This is a genomic window from Erwinia sp. GW821-FHT03D09, from assembly GCF_059420805.1.
Genome location: NZ_JBWKUK010000002.1, coordinates 55,436 through 69,935, shown reverse-complemented (window position 1 = coordinate 69,935; position 14,500 = coordinate 55,436). Strand labels below are relative to the sequence as shown.

Here is a 14,500-nt window from a genome sequence, read left to right as displayed (position 1 = left end):
TAAGGAACATCCGATGATTAACGGCATTAAACCTCTCGATCGCTCCCTCCGCTGGGGTATGGTTGGCGGCGGCGGCACCAGCCAGATTGGCTATATCCACCGTTCAGCCGCGCTGCGCGATAATACCTTCACTCTGCTGGCCGGTGCGTTCGATATTGATGCAGAACGCGGGCGTGCCTTCGGTGCCAGCCTGGGCGTGGCAGGCGACCGCTGCTACCCGGACTATCAGACCCTGTTCCAGCAGGAAGCCGAGCGCACTGACGGCATTGAAGCGGTATCGATCGCCACGCCAAACAACACTCACTTCGCCATCTGTAAGGCGGCGCTGGAAGCTGGCCTGCATGTGGTGTGCGAAAAACCGCTGTGTTTCACCACCGAAGAAGCGAAAGAGCTGGCGGCGCTGAGCGAAGCGAAGCGCAAAATTATCGGCGTCACCTACGGCTACTCCGGCCACCAGCTGATTCAGCAGGCGCGCAGCATGATCGCCGAAGGTCTGTTGGGCGAAATCCGCATCGTGAATATGTCGTTCTCCCACGGCTTCCACAACGAAGCGGTCGAACTGGCTAACCCAAGCACCCGCTGGCGCGTGGACCCGAAATTTGTCGGGCCGAGCTACGTGCTGGGGGATCTCGCCACTCACCCGCTGTTCCTGGCCGAAACCATGCTGCCGGAACTGAAAATTAAACGCCTGATGTGCTCGCGCCAGAGCTTTGTGAAAACCCGCGCGCCGCTGGAAGATAACGCCTTTGTGCTGATGGAGTACGATAACGGCGCGGTGGGATCGCTGTGGTGCTCGGCGGTGAACTGCGGATCGATGCATGGACAGAAGATCCGCGTGATCGGATCGAAGGCCAGCCTGGAGTGGTGGGACGAACAGCCTAATCAGCTGCGCTATGAAGTGCAGGGCGAGCCGGTGCAGATTCTGGAACGCGGCATGGGCTACCTCGCTCCGCGTGCGCTGGAAGAAGACCGCATCGGCGGCGGCCACCCGGAAGGGTTGTTCGAAGCCTGGTCTAACCTTTATCGCCGCTTCGCAGTGGCGATGGATGCCAGCGACCGTGGCGATAAAGCGCTGCTGGAGAACTTCTGGTACCCGGACGTGCACGCCGGTGTGACGGGCGTGCAGTGGGTTGAGCGCTGTGTCCAGTCCGCCGACGCGGGCGCGACCTGGGTTGATTTCGAGTAATCGCTAACGGGTCGAATCTCCGGTCGCTAGCGAACCAGGTTTCCAAATCTGTTGCCTGAAGGGGCAGCCATTTACCAATGGCTGCCCCTTTTACTTTGCGTTAAAACCTGACGTCGTCCGTTGCCAGCAGGGTGACAAACGGCCCCGCCAGCGTCGCGTTATGGTGGGCAACGATCTGCGCCGCACTGAGTATCGCGTTATCGGTGGTGCTGTGCGCATCGCTGACCAGCACCACGTCAAATCCGAGGTCCGCCGCCGCCCTACAGGTGGTATCCACGCAGTAGTCGGTTTTCATGCCCACCATCACCAGCCGTTTCACCTGCGCCTGCTGCAGTTCTGCCAGCAGCGACGTATTGAAAAAACAACTGGGGCGGGTTTTATTAAAGTACCTGTCGCCCGCCTCCAGCGGCAGTTCATCCGCCAGCTGCCACAGCGGGCTGCCCGCCGCGATCGGCGATCCATCCGGCCCGGTATGCCGGGCAAAAAATATCGGTTTCTGTGCCGCGCGGGCGGCATGGATCAGCTCGACGGTATTGGCGATAAGCTGGTCTTTCAGGTATGGGGGCTGTGGGGCATGCAGCAAACCTGCCTGCATATCGATCACTAACAGCGCGGACGCATCGGACATGGTATTTCTCCTTGATTACCGTTAACCGGCCACGGCGGAGAAACATTCAACCCCGTCGGAAACCGGCGGGATGGAGCGAATTTGCTATTTCTCAGGCACGCAAACCGACCTCACCCCGCCAGAAGCGGTCGTGGTGGTGGTCGCGGTGAGGAACAGTCGGGTCATTTTCATAACCCACAGAATTGCATATCACCGTGCCGCTGGCACGTTTTTTATCGATAAATGAAGAATGGGAACAGCGGGAATAAGTGATAACCATCGGTCCAGTCCCTGACCGCGGTTATCGAGGGTGTAAGCTCGGCGGGTTTAGCGAACCGCGCCCGGCGGAACGTGTTTGAAGGTATTTACATAAGAACGAAACACGTTGCGGAAGAATTTTTTCATGATTGCCTGTGACAAATATTGTCAAAAAATACACCATAAATTATAACGAACGGTGCTTTTTTAGGCAAAAATTTTTGAATTAGATCACAAAAACAGACCTTTTATAGCCAAAACCGTGAGGCATGCGGCAAAGAATTAATCTGCTGGCCGGCACGCCTTAATTCAACATCGCACCCGCCGCTGCGCAATTTTTTCCAATATCTTCACAGCGCGCGTGCCGATAATCACCACATTACGCTTAACGGACGCCACACTATGCCCTTTTCTAATGGTTTTTTACTGAGTCTTTCCCTGTGCCTTGATATCGGCATCGCCAATATCGCGATGATCACCCTGGCCATGCAGCGCGGCTTTTTTCACGGCTTTTGGCTGGGGATCGGTACCTGCATCGGCGATCTGATCTATGCGATCCTCGCCATGGCCGGGATGGCGGTACTGCTGCAATTCACCAGCGTGCGCTGGGTGCTGTGGATTGGCGGCTCGCTGATCCTGCTGTGGTTTGCGTGGAAAATGGTGCAAAGCGCGCTGCAACCCGCCGCAACACTGAGTGCGGGTGACATTGGCGAAGCACTCAGCCCACGGCAGAATTTCCTGCGGGGAATATTCCTCGCGATGTCGTCCCCTTCGGCGATCCTGTGGTTTGCCGCCGTGGGAGGCGCACTGATTTCACGGATGGGTACCGGCAGTACGGCGGCATCGGCCTGGTTCCTCTCAGGCTTCTTCCTTGCGGGCGTGACGTGGGCGATAGCGCTGTGCGCTGTGGGCAGCATCGGCGGGCGTATGCTCGGTACGAAGATGTTACGCTGGTCGTATATCGCTTCGGCAGTGATTTTCTTCTACTTCGCCGGGTACGTAATCCTTTCAGGCTATCGTGAGTTTATCGGCTGAGCATACGCAGATAGTGGTACGGGGTGATGCCCAGCATCTTGCGAAAGCTGTTGATAAAGTGGCTTTGATCGTAGAAACCCAGCTGATGTGCCACATCTAATGCGCTGCTGCGGTGCCGTAACAAGTTACGCGCCGCCAGCAGACGCAGCTGCATATGATACTGTAGCGGTGCCACGCCCATCTCCTGACGGAACTGGCGGACAAAGTGATACTTACTCAACCCGCAAGTGACCGCCAGCTCATCCAGCGTCAGTTTCTGCGTCAGATTATCGCGCATGTGTTCCAACGCACGTCCTACGGATGCAGGAGCCAGTGCAACATCCTTCTCGCTGCTGTGATGCAGTAGCCGGCTGGTCAGCCACAGCAGGTTTTGCTGCTGAACCTGATCGTCGTCAGGAGAACGAACGAAATGGCAGATCGCATCAAACAGCAGCGGATCGCGGAGTACGCCTTCATGCAGGATCGGTAACGAACGATCGGCCAGATCGGCAAAAACAGCCGCCGGTAAATGAACGCTGAAAAACTCGACCGGCTGCTCACCAAACTCTGACGACTGTAGCGTTCCAGGATTATAAACGGTGATATCCCCGGCGAGGACCGACAGGTTTTTTTGATTCAGAAAGAGTTTTTCGACGCCGCTAAGGTTGGCGCTGATCGCATATTCTTCGTGGGTGTGCAGCGGAAAAGCCGCGTTGCTGGCGGTGAGGTGCGAGCACTCAATATTATTCCGGGTGTTCCAGTCTACTACCGATAATGCCATAGCCGCCCCGTGCAAGTGACCGGGCGCGCCTTCTGCTTATTTGCCCAGATGTTCGAACAAAATACTACAGCCGATGCCGATCAGCACTACGCCACCAAAAATTTCCGCCCATTTTCCCATCACCGGGCCAAGGAAGCGGCCCAGCAGGATGCCGAGCGTGGCCATAATCATGGTTGAAGCACCGATTGCCAGCGCGGTGGTCACAATGTTGACCTGCAAAAATGCCAGCCCGACGCCGACGGCCATCGCATCCAGACTGGTAGCAACGGCGGTACAGGCCAGCAGCCAGAAACCGTGGCTCTGTGGGGCATCTTCCGGCCGGCACTCTTTTTTACGTATCCCCTCAACGACCATTCTTCCGCCGAGGATCAGCAGTAAACCGAACGCAACCCAGTGGTCCCACGCCATCACGTATTTGCTGGCAGCAAGGCCGATAGCCCAGCCAACCAGCGGCGTCAGGGCTTCGATAACGCCGAAGATCAGACCGGTGCGCAGAGCTTCTTTCAGGCTTGGACGATGCAGGCTGGCACCTTTGCCAATGGCGGCTGCGAAGGCATCCATCGACATGGCAAAAGCCAGAATCAGAGTTGCGTATAGGTTCATTGTATTTATCCCGGTTTGAAGCGTCGGGTGCATTCCAAATCGTTAAAACCCCAGGTTATGTAGGAAAAATAACCACCGGTCCATTTAAGTGAAGTGCATCCTATCACGCTAATCGCCAGAAAAAAAGACAACAAAATCATGTATTTGAGTATAGCATCGGCTATAATTTTTAACGGATGCTATTTTTGCGAGTAAATATTGGCGGGAAACTCTAAAAGAATTACCGTGTTACACAGAGCGTGTGGATATATAACCTCGAAGAGGTTAGGGAAATTTTCAGCACTTTATCGCCTCATTTCCCCAAAAAATTGTCGGCTACCAGACGCGATAAACCTTACCGGTTTCTACGCCATCCACGCTACGGCGATAGGCCAGCGCTACGCGGCTGGCGGAGGCGCTTTCAAAACCGGGGAAGAACGGGCCGTAGCTGTCCAGCGCTTCGGTCAGCACAGTTGGGCTGACGGCATTAATCCGCAGACCCGACAGTTCATTGGCGGCGGCAAACACAAAACCTTCCAGTGCGGTATTTACCGCCGTCGCATTCACACCGGTACGGATCGGCTGCTGCGCCAGGATACCGGTGGTCAGAGTGAACGAGCCGCCCGGATTGACAAACTCTTTGCCGATCAGCACCAGCCGAACCTGACCCATCAGCTTATCCTGCAGGCCGCTGTTGAACTGCTCGCTGGTCATCTCAGACAGCGGACCGAAGTGCACGCCGCCGGTGGCGGAGATCACCGCATCCACGTTACCGGTTTGGGCAAACAGCGCGCGAACGCTCTCTTCACGGGTTAGATCCACCTGATAATCACCCCGGGTTTTCCCCACGCGGATAACCTGGTTATCACGGCTCAGCTCATTAACGATACCCTGGCCGACGGTGCCTGATGCCCCAATCACTAAAATTTTCATCGCATTTCCTCTGTAAATAACGGTTACCCCATCATGAAGCAGTGCCAGCAGTGGATAAACGGACCATACTTTCGAGAACTCCGAACCAAAGGTTTGTAATTATGGATAAATTAAGCAGCATTGAGGCCTTTATCTGCGCAGTGGAATGCGGCAATTTCACCGAAGCCGCACACCGTCTGGATATCAGTGCGGTGATGGTCGGCAAGCACGTGCGTCAGCTGGAAAAGTCGTTGGACAGCCGCCTGCTGCAGCGCAATACCCGGCGGCAGCATCTGACTGAAGCCGGGAAAAGCTACTACCAGCAGTGCAAGGCGGCACTAGCTCAGCTGCGGCTGGCAGAAGATACAGTAGAGAATATGAAGCGTACGCCGTCGGGACTGCTGCGGATCAGCGCGCCGCTCAATCTGGGATCGGCGGCGATCGCCGCACTGGTTGCCCGCTATCAACTCAACTACCCGCAGGTGCGGATCGAGCTGGATCTCAGCGACAGTTTTGTCGATCTCATCGGTCAGGGATTTGATTTTGCTATTCGCATCGGCAGCCTCAATCCGGCCGAGCCACTGGTGGCAAAAAAAATCGGCGATTACCGCATGGTGGTGTGCGCCGCGCCAAAGTATCTGGCGCAGCACGGCACACCGCAGGCCCCGGAGGCACTGTACCTGCATCGCTGCCTGGCCAATATGGCGTGGAATAAGAGCAATGCCTGGCAGCTGGGCGATGTGCTCTGGCCTGCGGACAGCAGTTTTATCTGCAATGACGGTCAGGCGCTGCGTCAGGCTGCGCTGGCCGGAGCCGGGCTGGTGCTACAGCCGGAAATCCTGCTGGCGGAAGACATTGCCGCCAGCAGGCTGGTGCCGGTACTGCAACAATGGCAGCAGGCCAGCCGTCCGATCCATTTGCTGTGGCGCCAGGATCTCAGCCCGTCGGAAAAGCGCAGCAGTTTTATTGCCTGGCTGCACGAGCAGCTGCCGTTAGCGCTGGCGGTTTAAGGATTGAACCTGCGGGAGGGATCGCTGAAAATGGTGCAACTGTTTACACGCCGGAATCATGATGAAAAGTCCGTTTGAAACCTTTTTAATGCCACTGAGCACGTTGATGTTCGGTTTTCTTTCCGCGCTGCTGCTACCCGCCCCATGGTTTGGCCTGGCGCTAACCCGCAGGCTGGTGGAGATGTTCCATCTGGAAGATATTGGTCAGCTTTATACGCTGGTGTTTTGTTTATGGTTTTTGCTGCTGGGTGCGGTGGAGTTTTATATCGTGCGGTTTATTTATGTGCGGTTTATTCGGCCGTAGCCTGGCGGAAGCCGATGATGATCGTTACGGGGCTGGTCGCGATGGGGTCCGTGAACGGGGCTACCGTTACGGGCAGATCGCCGGGGCGCCGTGAACCCAGTCCCTGGGGGCCTGGCTGCCGCATCCTTGCGGCAGACACCCGGCTAACCTGTCCCGTAACGGTTCCCCTTCGAATAATTGGGTTGCTGCCAGAGGAAAGTGGCTTTCAGGCAGCTACTCAGGAATATGCAGGCAATCGGGGATATCCGGATAAGCGGACCGTCCGAGCACATGGATGTGCGAGGCCGAGCGGACATGGACGTGACAGCGGGTCCGCGTTCCGGATAACCCCGATAAGCCCGGCGCAGAACCTGCCGCAACCTGAATCCACAAGCAACACCAAAATCTTCAGGCAATCGGGGATATCCGGATAAGCGGACCGTCCGAGCACAGGGAAGTGCGAGGCCGAGCGGACATGGACGTGACAGCGGGTCCGCGTTCCGGATAACCCCGATACGCCCGGCGCAGAACCTGCCGCAACCTGTACTCACCAGCGGCACAGCAGCCAAACGTGCAGCAACGAGAATCAGCCTTTGTTCAATACCTGCGGATTCACGCAGTTCTTCTCTACCTTCCCGGTCAGCGCCGCAATCAAGTTATCCACCGCATCGCGCGCCATCCCGTAACGCGTCTCGTGCGTCGCGGAACCAATATGCGGCAGCGGCACTACATTGCGCAGCTTCAGCAGCTCGGAATTCACCGGCAGCGGCTCCTGCTCAAACACATCCAGACCGGCAGCAAAAATAGTACCGTCCTTCAGCGCGTCAATCAGCGCCTGCTCATCCACCACCGGCCCGCGACCCGCGTTAATCAGGATCGCGCCCGGCTTCATTTTCGCCAGCTGCTCACGGCCAATCAGATGGTGAGTTTCGGCGGTCAGCGGCAGGCTGATGCAGAGGAAATCTGACTCCGCCAGCAGCGTATCAAGATCGCAGTACTGCGCATCAAAACGATCTTCCGCTTCCTGATGATGCTTACGCGCGTTATAGAGGATCGGCATGCTGAAGCCGAGGTGGGCACGCTGCGCCAGCGCCAGGCCAATACGCCCCATACCCAGAATACCCAGCTTTTTATGGTGCACGTCAATGCCGAACCAGTCAGGGCCAATGTTTTTCTGCCATTCTCCGGCCTTCACCCGCTCGGCCAGTTCCACCACCCGACGGGCGCTGCTCAGCACCAGCGCCATCATGGTGTCCGCGACGGTTTCAGTCAGCACGGTCGGGGTGTGCATCAATACCACACCCTTATCATTTAACGCCGCCACATCGAAGTTGTCATAACCTACGGATACGGTGGAGGCCGCACGCAGCTTAGGCGCCTGCTGTAGAAACTCAGCATCAACTTTACCGCCGGAGCCGAGGATACCTTCCGCCTGACGGAAAGCTTCGGCGTGGGTGGCGATATTTTCTGGGGTTAAGCCGTTAATTTCGGTCACGTTGAAATGCGCATCCAGCCGTGCACGCAGAGCGTCAGGTAACGACTTATACAACACCACAGACGGTTTCATACGGTTCTCCCTGTTCAGTACAGTGAAACGGGCCAGCATTGACCCGTTTTAATTTAAGCATGTTTTGCATCATGGGGCAGCGGAGTCTGTCGATCCCGCGACGGCTTGACGATGAGCGTCAGCCACACGGCCACCAGTAATGCGCTCCCCATAAAGATATAGGATGCAGATGGACTGCCGGTGGCACCGTTGAGGTATCCCACCACCCAGGAGCCGAGGAAAGAACCCAGCGCTCCCATCGAGTTAATCAGCGCCATCGCGCCCCCGGCAACGTTGCGCGGCAGCATTTCCGGGATGATGGCGAAGAAGGGGCCGTACGGTGCATACATCGACGCACCGGCAATCACCAGCAGGGCATAGGACAGCCAGAAATTGTCGGAACCCACCAAATATGAGCCTAAAAAGGCCAGTGCACCAATCAACAGTAACGGCCAGACAAACAATTTGCGGTTTTGTAACTTATCGGAGGCCCAGGAAACGACGATCATCGCAATGGCCGCTACCAGATACGGCACCGCCGACAGCCATCCGGCTTCAACGATGCCCATCTGCGTGCCGTTACGCAGAATGGACGGCAGCCACAGCACAAAACCGTACACGCCAATACTCCAGGCAAAATACTGCGCGCACAGCAGGATAACGTTACGCGATTTAAAGGCCTCAGAGTAGTTACGCACCGCTTTCAGATTTTCCTGCTCTTTCTGCAGCTGTGCCTGCAAAGCAGCTTTCTCTGCGTCGCTCAGCCACTTCGCCTGCGACGGTTTATCCTGCACCAGGAACCACCAGGCCACGGCCCAGATCACCGCCGGGAAGCCTTCAATAATAAACATTTCGCGCCAGCCGAAGGCGTTGATCAGATAGCCGGAAACCACCGACATCCACAGCACGGTCACCGGATTTCCGAGGATCAGGAAGGTATTGGCACGCGAACGTTCAGATTTGGTAAACCAGTTACTGATATAAATCAGCATTGCCGGCATTACCGCCGCTTCCACCACCCCGAGAGTAAAACGAATCACCGCCAGCATGGGAATATTGCTGACCATCCCGGTTAGCGAGGCGCAGCCGCCCCACAACACCAGGCACCAGAACACCAGTTTTTTTACGCTGCGGCGTTCAGCATAAATCGCGCCGGGGATCTGGAAAAAGAAGTAACCGAGGAAGAACAGCGCACCGATCAGGGAAGAAATGCCCTTGGTGATGCCGAGGTCGTCATTAATCCCTGCTGCGGAGGCGAAACTGAAGTTTGCCCTGTCCAGATACGCCAGGCTGTAGGTGATAAACACGATGGGCATGATGTACCACCAGCGTTTTGGCGCGATTGTCTGCTTAGTCTGCTCGTTCACGGTGTTTCCTCCGTTGAGGGGCCACATTCTGTTCTGTAGGGGAACGATGTGGTGATGTTATGTTTCCGACCGACCGTCAGGGTTAAAAATCGCCCAGTGCCGCCCGGGTTGGCAGTCCTTCGCTGTCACCGATTGCCTGGATCGCCAGAGAACCGATTTTATTGCCGCGGCGGATGGCCGCAGGCAGCGATTTTCCTTCCAGCAGGGCACTGATCGTCCCGACTGCAAAGCCATCTCCGGCACCGACGGTATCTACCACGTTGGTGGTCACGATCGCCGGGACCCGATCTTTCACGCCGTCGGCGGTTTTAAACCACGCGCCTTCACAGCCGGTTTTGATAATCACGGCTTTTACCCCCATAGCCAGATAGAAGTCGGCAATCGCTTCCGGCTGGTCATAGCCGGTGAGGATTTTGCCTTCTTTGATGCCAGGCAGAACCCAGTCAGCATAAGACGCCAGTTCGTTCAGCTGGGTCACCATTTCCCGCTCGCTGGACCACAGAACCGGCCGCAGGTTGGGGTCAAAAGATATGGTTTTGCCCATCGCCCTCATCTCCTGCGCGGCATGTTTTGACAGGGTCAGTGAGCTGTCAGAAAGCGCGGCTGCCACGCCGCTCAGGTGCAGGTGGCGTGCGGCGCCGAAGTAGTCGCGGTTAAAGTCATCGCAGGAGAGATGACTGGCGGCAGAACCTTTACGGAAATATTCCACCAGCGGATCGGAACCATCGTCCACTTTCGACTTCAGCTGAAAACCGGTAGGAAAACGCGCGTCCAGCGTCACCTGCTGGCGATCGACGCCTTCACGAGCCAGCTGCTGACAGGTAAAGCGGCCAAACGAATCATCGCCGACACGGCTAACCCAGCCCACTTTCAGGCCCAGGCGCGCCAGACCGATCGCCACATTCAGTTCGGCACCGGCGATGCGTTTGGTAAATTTCTCAACCGAAGCAAGGTCACCGTTTTCTGCCGCGACAAACATCGCCATGGCTTCACCGATCGTGACAACATCCAGCGTGCCGTTGGTATGGGTCGTCATGATTTATGCCTCGCGCAGCAGGTCAACATAGTGGCGGGTAACCGCCACCAGGTCCGGACCTTCCAGTGGGAATTCAATAGCCCGCGGTACGTCCGTCGGCAGCAGGGCGAGCGTTTCACGCCACAGGTTATCGGCTTCATCAAGGGGAATGGCGCGCCAGCTGTCGCCGTGCGGCACAGCCGCTTTAACGTGGATGTAGCTAACGTAGCGGCTCAGGCTTTCCGCTGCCGGCAGCGGTTTGTCGCCCACCCACAGCCAGTTTCCGGTATCAAAAGTCATGCCGTTGCAGATGCGGCTTTCGCCACAGGCATGGAAAAAGGTATCGATGGCGGCGAAGCGGCCGTATTCGGTCTGGTCATTTTCCACCACCAGGTGCACTTTCTTACCCGCGAGCCGGCTGCGCAGTTCGCTGCTGTCGAAATCGTGACGATAGTGGCCCAGCGAATATTTAATCAGCTGGGCGTTTAGCTGTTCCGCTTCCGCAAAATGCCTGTCCAGATGCGGGTTAAGCGATCCGTCTTCGGTAAACAGCGCCTCTGGTACGGAGTAGAAAGAGATCAGTTTTTTAGCGGCAATGTCCGTGCCCAGCGCGGAAAGCTGCTCCAGTTCCTGCTCATCCAACAGTTCGCGGCGAATTTCCACGCCGTCTGCACCTGCGGCAGCAATAATCGGCAGCAGAGCCTGCTGTCCCCCCAGCTCGCGCACCTGTTGATTGCCGTAGGCCGCGGCGACAACGATGACTTCTCTTTTCATAATTTCTCCGGTTAACTCACCCGATTTGATGGAAAAACGTTAAATGGAACCGGTTCCAAAAAAAAGTACCAAAACGGGATTTTATGACGACGCTCACGGAGTGAACGTTTTTCTGTGTGGAAATTATGAACAGGAGGAGGAGGTCGGAGGCCTTTCAGGGGGACAACCGGCCCCCGGGTGATGAAGAGAACACATGCTTAGCGGACAATCGGCTGCGTTGAGCCCCGCACCACCAGTTCCCCGGAAAATACCTGTTCTTGCAGCGGCTGATCTCCGCCGTCAATGCGGCTGATAACCTGCTCCAGCGCGGCATACCCAATCTGCCAGGTTGGCTGCTTCAGGGTGGTGATGCCAACGCCCGCCAGCTCCGCCCACTCCAGCTCGTCAAAACCCAGCAGGCCCAGTTGCTCGCCCCAGTTCAGATTCAGCCGACGCAGGGCGCGTGCAACCTGTAGCGTCAGCGCGCCGTTTACCGCCATCACCGCGCAGGGCGTTCCCTGGTGACGCTGATAGAACTCGCTCAGTACGTCACTTATGCGCGTTTCATCGTCCAGCTTCACTTCAGCGTGCTCGGCGGTGAGATCGGGCTGCTGCGCCATACGCTCATGGAACGCGTGGAGACGCTCCAGCCGGGTATTCACCAGGCCGAGCGGCTCGCTGATAAACAGCAGTGCGCGATAGCCCTGCGCCAGCAGATGTTCAGTGGCCTGCAGCGCCGCCGCACGGTTATCCAGCCCGACCACATCACAGGCGAAATCCGGTATTTTTCGGTCGATCAGCACCATCGGCAGCAGCGATTTTTGCAGCTGACTCAGCGCCTCTTCACGCATGCCTACCGCGTTGACCACAATGCCTTCCACCTGGTAGCTGTTTAGCAGGTTCAGGTAGTACTGCTCGAGATCGACTTCGTTATTGGTGTTACACATCAGCAGCGTGAAGCCGTGGCTGCGGCAGGCGGACTCAATGCCGCTCAGCACATCCACGGAATAGGGATTGGTGATATCCGCGATAATCAGTCCGATTAACCGGGTCCGCCCACGCTTCAGCCCGCGCGCCATCTGGCTGGGGCGGTAGTTTAGCGTGCTGATAGCGGCTTCAATGCGCTGCTTCAGATCGTCTGAAAGCGCGCTGAATTCACCGTTCAGGTAGCGCGAAACGCTGGTTTTTCCGGTACGCGCCTCTTTGGCGACGTCGCTAATGGTAGCTTTGGCGGCCTTGTTATTCATGGCTATCCCTGATGATGTGAATAGCGTGAGACTACCATAACTGCCCGCCGGCGGCAGCATCAGGGTATTTTCAGCTCCGGCTGCCACAGCACCTGCAGGGAGGAAACGGGCTCCCCTGCCATCAGCCGCAGCGCCATCTCTGCCACCTGCTGCCCGATAGCAGGCCAGGTGGCCTGAGCAATGCTGGCAACGGGCACATCGATCACCGAATCTGCGGGCAAACCGTTGTAGATCATCAACTCGATACGTTCAGGCCCGCTCAGGCGGCCCATCTCGCGTAGGGCAATTGCCGCGCCTTCACCCAGCGAGCTGGAATCGGCGATCAGCGCATGCGGTGGCTGCGGCAGAGCAAGCAGCTGCCGGGTTGCGCGGTAGCCCTCAAGGCGACTGGGTTCTGTCTGCCAGCAGAGGTCGCTGTCGAAGCCGTGCCGCTGCATCGCACTCAGATAGCCTTCGCGCCGCTGACTGACAAAGGCCTGATCGAGATGACTGCCAAGCCAGGCGATACGACGAAGCCCCTGTGCAACATAGTGATCCACTGCCATCCGCGGCCCGGTGTAATGATCGAAGTCGAACCAGGCGTAGGGAGCGGTCAGTTCGCTGCGCCCCAGCGCCAGAAACGGAAAATTCAGCTGTTGAAGTTTCGCCAGTCGGCTGTCCTGGCGAGTGGTATGCGCCACAATCAGTCCGCTGACATAGCGCGAACGCAGCATCCTTTGCAGGGAACGATAGTCGTTTTCAGGCGTGTCGGCGACGATCAGCAGATCCACTTCGCGTTCGGCCAGCGCCTGGGCGATAGCGCCGATCACATCGACAAAGCTGGTACCGTTGAAAGGAAGAGGTGAGGAGGGAAATAGCAGACCGAGAACGTTGGTTTTTCCGGTTTTCAGGCTGCGCGCGACCGGATTAGGGCGATATCCTCGCCGTCGGGCTTCCTGTTGAATACGCAGGCGCGTTTCCTCAGCCACATCGTCGTAGCCGTTAAGCGCGCGGCTGATGGTAGTGACGGAAAGCCCCAGCGCGGAGGCAATATCTTTAAGTGACATGTGTGTGCGTACTGAGCAGTTTTTGTGCAGGGTAGCACAAACGACTAATGGTCACTATGGTCCTGCATGATTATTCCCAAAAAAGAGAATAACGGCCCCGGCACGCTGTATGCCGGGGCTGAGGGAATTACTGCAGCGGGCTGAGGGTGATTTCTACACGGCGGTTCTGAGCTTTCCCTTCGGCTGTGGTGTTAGAAGCCACCGGATTATCCGGGCCCATTCCGCTGGTGCGCACGCGGCCTGCTTCAACGCCCTGAGTAATCAGCGAGCTGCCGACGCTGTCCGCACGCTGCTGCGACAGCGACATATTCAGCTGGCGGCTGCCGGTGCTGTCGGTGTAACCGATAATGTTCACGGCGGTTTTCGGGTACTCTTTTAGTACCATTGCCACGCCGGTCAGTGTGTTGGCTCCGGCAGGTTTCAGCGTGCTGCTGTTGCTGTCAAAGGTGACGTTGCTCGGCATATTCAGCACGATATTGTCGCCGTTGCGGGTCACGCTGACTCCGGTGCCTTTCATTTTGTCGCGCAGCTTCGCTTCCTGCACGTCCATGTAATAACCCGCGCCCCCGCCGAGAGCAGCACCGGCGGCTGCACCAATCAGAGCACCCTTACCGCGATCTTTCTTCGAAGAAGAGAGCATACCCACCCCTGCGCCTACCGCGGCACCGATACCCGCACCAATACCGGACTTCCCTGCTTCGCGTTCACCGGTGTAAGGGTTAGTGGTACAACCGGCCAGCGCAAGCGTGCCGCTCAATATCAGGGAAAGAGTAATAGCGCTTTTTTTCATGAATATTCCTTTCATTCGTTCACCGCAGGCAACGTCGCCTGCAAGCGCTAATTATGGCGCTCAATTGTGAGGAAAATACTCAGGCAAATTCTCAAAGTGTAAG

Annotated in this window: 16 protein-coding genes; 4 read left to right on the top strand and 12 right to left on the bottom strand. The window is 57.0% G+C overall.

Annotated features, from left to right (window positions below; translation table 11 throughout):
* Window positions 1-13: 13 nt before the first annotated feature.
* Complete coding sequence (locus tag AC07U6_RS02030) at window positions 14-1,186, top strand: Gfo/Idh/MocA family protein (protein WP_494761160.1); 1,173 nt, start codon at window positions 14-16, stop codon at window positions 1,184-1,186.
* Window positions 1,187-1,286: 100 nt separating this feature from the next.
* Here the strand turns inward: AC07U6_RS02030 and AC07U6_RS02025 are convergent, their stop codons facing one another.
* Together AC07U6_RS02025 and azuC are read right to left on the bottom strand one after the other, a co-directional pair.
* Window positions 1,287-1,814, bottom strand: coding sequence for a cysteine hydrolase family protein (locus AC07U6_RS02025; protein ID WP_494761159.1), 528 nt, complete (start codon window positions 1,812-1,814; stop codon window positions 1,287-1,289).
* Window positions 1,815-2,120: 306 nt separating this feature from the next.
* Window positions 2,121-2,198, bottom strand: coding sequence for a stress response protein AzuC (azuC, locus tag AC07U6_RS02020; RefSeq protein WP_370347978.1), 78 nt, complete (start codon window positions 2,196-2,198; stop codon window positions 2,121-2,123).
* Window positions 2,199-2,453: 255 nt separating this feature from the next.
* Here azuC and AC07U6_RS02015 point away from each other — a divergent pair, with 255 nt between their 5' ends.
* The gene (locus AC07U6_RS02015) at window positions 2,454-3,086 is read left to right on the top strand and encodes a LysE family translocator (RefSeq protein WP_494761158.1); all 633 of its coding nucleotides are present in this window, start codon (window positions 2,454-2,456) and stop codon (window positions 3,084-3,086) included.
* On the opposite strand, the gene AC07U6_RS02010 is transcribed toward AC07U6_RS02015, so the two are convergent.
* The 3 genes from AC07U6_RS02010 to AC07U6_RS02000 form a co-directional block, all read right to left on the bottom strand.
* Window positions 3,076-3,846: an AraC family transcriptional regulator gene (locus tag AC07U6_RS02010; protein WP_494761157.1), complete on the bottom strand. Its 771-nt coding sequence runs from the start codon at window positions 3,844-3,846 to the stop codon at window positions 3,076-3,078. The two genes, AC07U6_RS02015 and AC07U6_RS02010, sit on opposite strands and share 11 nt — an antisense overlap.
* A gap of 36 nt (window positions 3,847-3,882) precedes the next feature.
* Complete coding sequence (gene mntP, locus AC07U6_RS02005; protein WP_205067409.1) at window positions 3,883-4,449, bottom strand: manganese efflux pump MntP; 567 nt, start codon at window positions 4,447-4,449, stop codon at window positions 3,883-3,885.
* 315 nt (window positions 4,450-4,764) lie between these two features.
* A complete protein-coding gene (locus AC07U6_RS02000; RefSeq protein WP_494761156.1) occupies window positions 4,765-5,361 on the bottom strand; it encodes a short chain dehydrogenase in 597 nt (198 codons plus the stop codon).
* Between the two features lie 101 nt (window positions 5,362-5,462).
* Between AC07U6_RS02000 and AC07U6_RS01995 the strand changes: the two genes are divergently transcribed.
* On the top strand, window positions 5,463-6,350 hold the full coding sequence (locus AC07U6_RS01995) for a LysR substrate-binding domain-containing protein (protein WP_494761155.1): 888 nt from the start codon (window positions 5,463-5,465) through the stop codon (window positions 6,348-6,350).
* 61 nt (window positions 6,351-6,411) lie between these two features.
* On the top strand, window positions 6,412-6,654 hold the full coding sequence (locus AC07U6_RS01990) for a DUF1158 family protein (RefSeq protein ID WP_105593615.1): 243 nt from the start codon (window positions 6,412-6,414) through the stop codon (window positions 6,652-6,654).
* A gap of 565 nt (window positions 6,655-7,219) precedes the next feature.
* Here the strand turns inward: AC07U6_RS01990 and ghrB are convergent.
* The 7 genes from ghrB to AC07U6_RS01955 all read right to left on the bottom strand — a co-directional run bounded on the left by ghrB (window position 7,220) and on the right by AC07U6_RS01955 (window position 14,397).
* Window positions 7,220-8,200: a glyoxylate/hydroxypyruvate reductase GhrB gene (gene ghrB, locus AC07U6_RS01985; RefSeq protein WP_494761154.1), complete on the bottom strand. Its 981-nt coding sequence runs from the start codon at window positions 8,198-8,200 to the stop codon at window positions 7,220-7,222.
* 53 nt (window positions 8,201-8,253) lie between these two features.
* On the bottom strand, window positions 8,254-9,495 hold the full coding sequence (locus AC07U6_RS01980; RefSeq protein WP_494764407.1) for an MFS transporter: 1,242 nt from the start codon (window positions 9,493-9,495) through the stop codon (window positions 8,254-8,256).
* A 133-nt stretch (window positions 9,496-9,628) separates the two neighbouring features.
* Window positions 9,629-10,582, bottom strand: a complete 954-nt coding sequence (locus tag AC07U6_RS01975) for a sugar kinase (protein ID WP_494761153.1) — start codon at window positions 10,580-10,582, stop codon at window positions 9,629-9,631.
* Window positions 10,583-10,585: 3 nt separating this feature from the next.
* On the bottom strand, window positions 10,586-11,335 hold the full coding sequence (locus tag AC07U6_RS01970) for a sugar phosphate isomerase/epimerase family protein (RefSeq protein WP_494761152.1): 750 nt from the start codon (window positions 11,333-11,335) through the stop codon (window positions 10,586-10,588).
* Between the two features lie 197 nt (window positions 11,336-11,532).
* Window positions 11,533-12,561 carry a LacI family DNA-binding transcriptional regulator gene (locus tag AC07U6_RS01965; RefSeq protein ID WP_494761151.1) on the bottom strand — a complete coding sequence of 343 codons (1,029 nt, stop codon included), beginning with the start codon at window positions 12,559-12,561 and terminating at the stop codon, window positions 11,533-11,535.
* Window positions 12,562-12,620: 59 nt separating this feature from the next.
* Entirely contained in the window at window positions 12,621-13,607 is a 987-nt protein-coding gene (locus AC07U6_RS01960) for a LacI family DNA-binding transcriptional regulator (RefSeq protein ID WP_494761150.1), read from the bottom strand.
* Between the two features lie 127 nt (window positions 13,608-13,734).
* Window positions 13,735-14,397: an OmpA family lipoprotein gene (locus tag AC07U6_RS01955; RefSeq protein WP_494761149.1), complete on the bottom strand. Its 663-nt coding sequence runs from the start codon at window positions 14,395-14,397 to the stop codon at window positions 13,735-13,737.
* Window positions 14,398-14,500 lie beyond the last annotated feature (103 nt).

Excerpts from the sequence above, each read along its gene's own strand:
- AC07U6_RS02000 (WP_494761156.1), bottom strand. The coding sequence starts at position 5,361 with ATGAAAATTTTAGTGATTGGGGCATCAGGCACCGTCGGCCAGGGTATC.
- AC07U6_RS02010 (WP_494761157.1), bottom strand. The coding sequence starts at position 3,846 with ATGGCATTATCGGTAGTAGACTGGAACACCCGGAATAATATTGAGTGC.
- AC07U6_RS01965 (WP_494761151.1), bottom strand. The coding sequence starts at position 12,561 with ATGAATAACAAGGCCGCCAAAGCTACCATTAGCGACGTCGCCAAAGAG.
- AC07U6_RS01995 (WP_494761155.1), top strand. The coding sequence starts at position 5,463 with ATGGATAAATTAAGCAGCATTGAGGCCTTTATCTGCGCAGTGGAATGC.
- AC07U6_RS02015 (WP_494761158.1), top strand. The coding sequence starts at position 2,454 with ATGCCCTTTTCTAATGGTTTTTTACTGAGTCTTTCCCTGTGCCTTGAT.
- ghrB (WP_494761154.1), bottom strand. The coding sequence starts at position 8,200 with ATGAAACCGTCTGTGGTGTTGTATAAGTCGTTACCTGACGCTCTGCGT.
- AC07U6_RS01960 (WP_494761150.1), bottom strand. The coding sequence starts at position 13,607 with ATGTCACTTAAAGATATTGCCTCCGCGCTGGGGCTTTCCGTCACTACC.
- AC07U6_RS01980 (WP_494764407.1), bottom strand. The coding sequence starts at position 9,495 with ATGCCCATCGTGTTTATCACCTACAGCCTGGCGTATCTGGACAGGGCA.
- AC07U6_RS01990 (WP_105593615.1), top strand. The coding sequence starts at position 6,412 with ATGAAAAGTCCGTTTGAAACCTTTTTAATGCCACTGAGCACGTTGATG.
- mntP (WP_205067409.1), bottom strand. The coding sequence starts at position 4,449 with ATGAACCTATACGCAACTCTGATTCTGGCTTTTGCCATGTCGATGGAT.
- AC07U6_RS01955 (WP_494761149.1), bottom strand. The coding sequence starts at position 14,397 with ATGAAAAAAAGCGCTATTACTCTTTCCCTGATATTGAGCGGCACGCTT.
- AC07U6_RS02025 (WP_494761159.1), bottom strand. The coding sequence starts at position 1,814 with ATGTCCGATGCGTCCGCGCTGTTAGTGATCGATATGCAGGCAGGTTTG.
- AC07U6_RS01975 (WP_494761153.1), bottom strand. The coding sequence starts at position 10,582 with ATGACGACCCATACCAACGGCACGCTGGATGTTGTCACGATCGGTGAA.
- AC07U6_RS01970 (WP_494761152.1), bottom strand. The coding sequence starts at position 11,335 with ATGAAAAGAGAAGTCATCGTTGTCGCCGCGGCCTACGGCAATCAACAG.
- AC07U6_RS02030 (WP_494761160.1), top strand. The coding sequence starts at position 14 with ATGATTAACGGCATTAAACCTCTCGATCGCTCCCTCCGCTGGGGTATG.
- azuC (WP_370347978.1), bottom strand. The coding sequence starts at position 2,198 with ATGAAAAAATTCTTCCGCAACGTGTTTCGTTCTTATGTAAATACCTTC.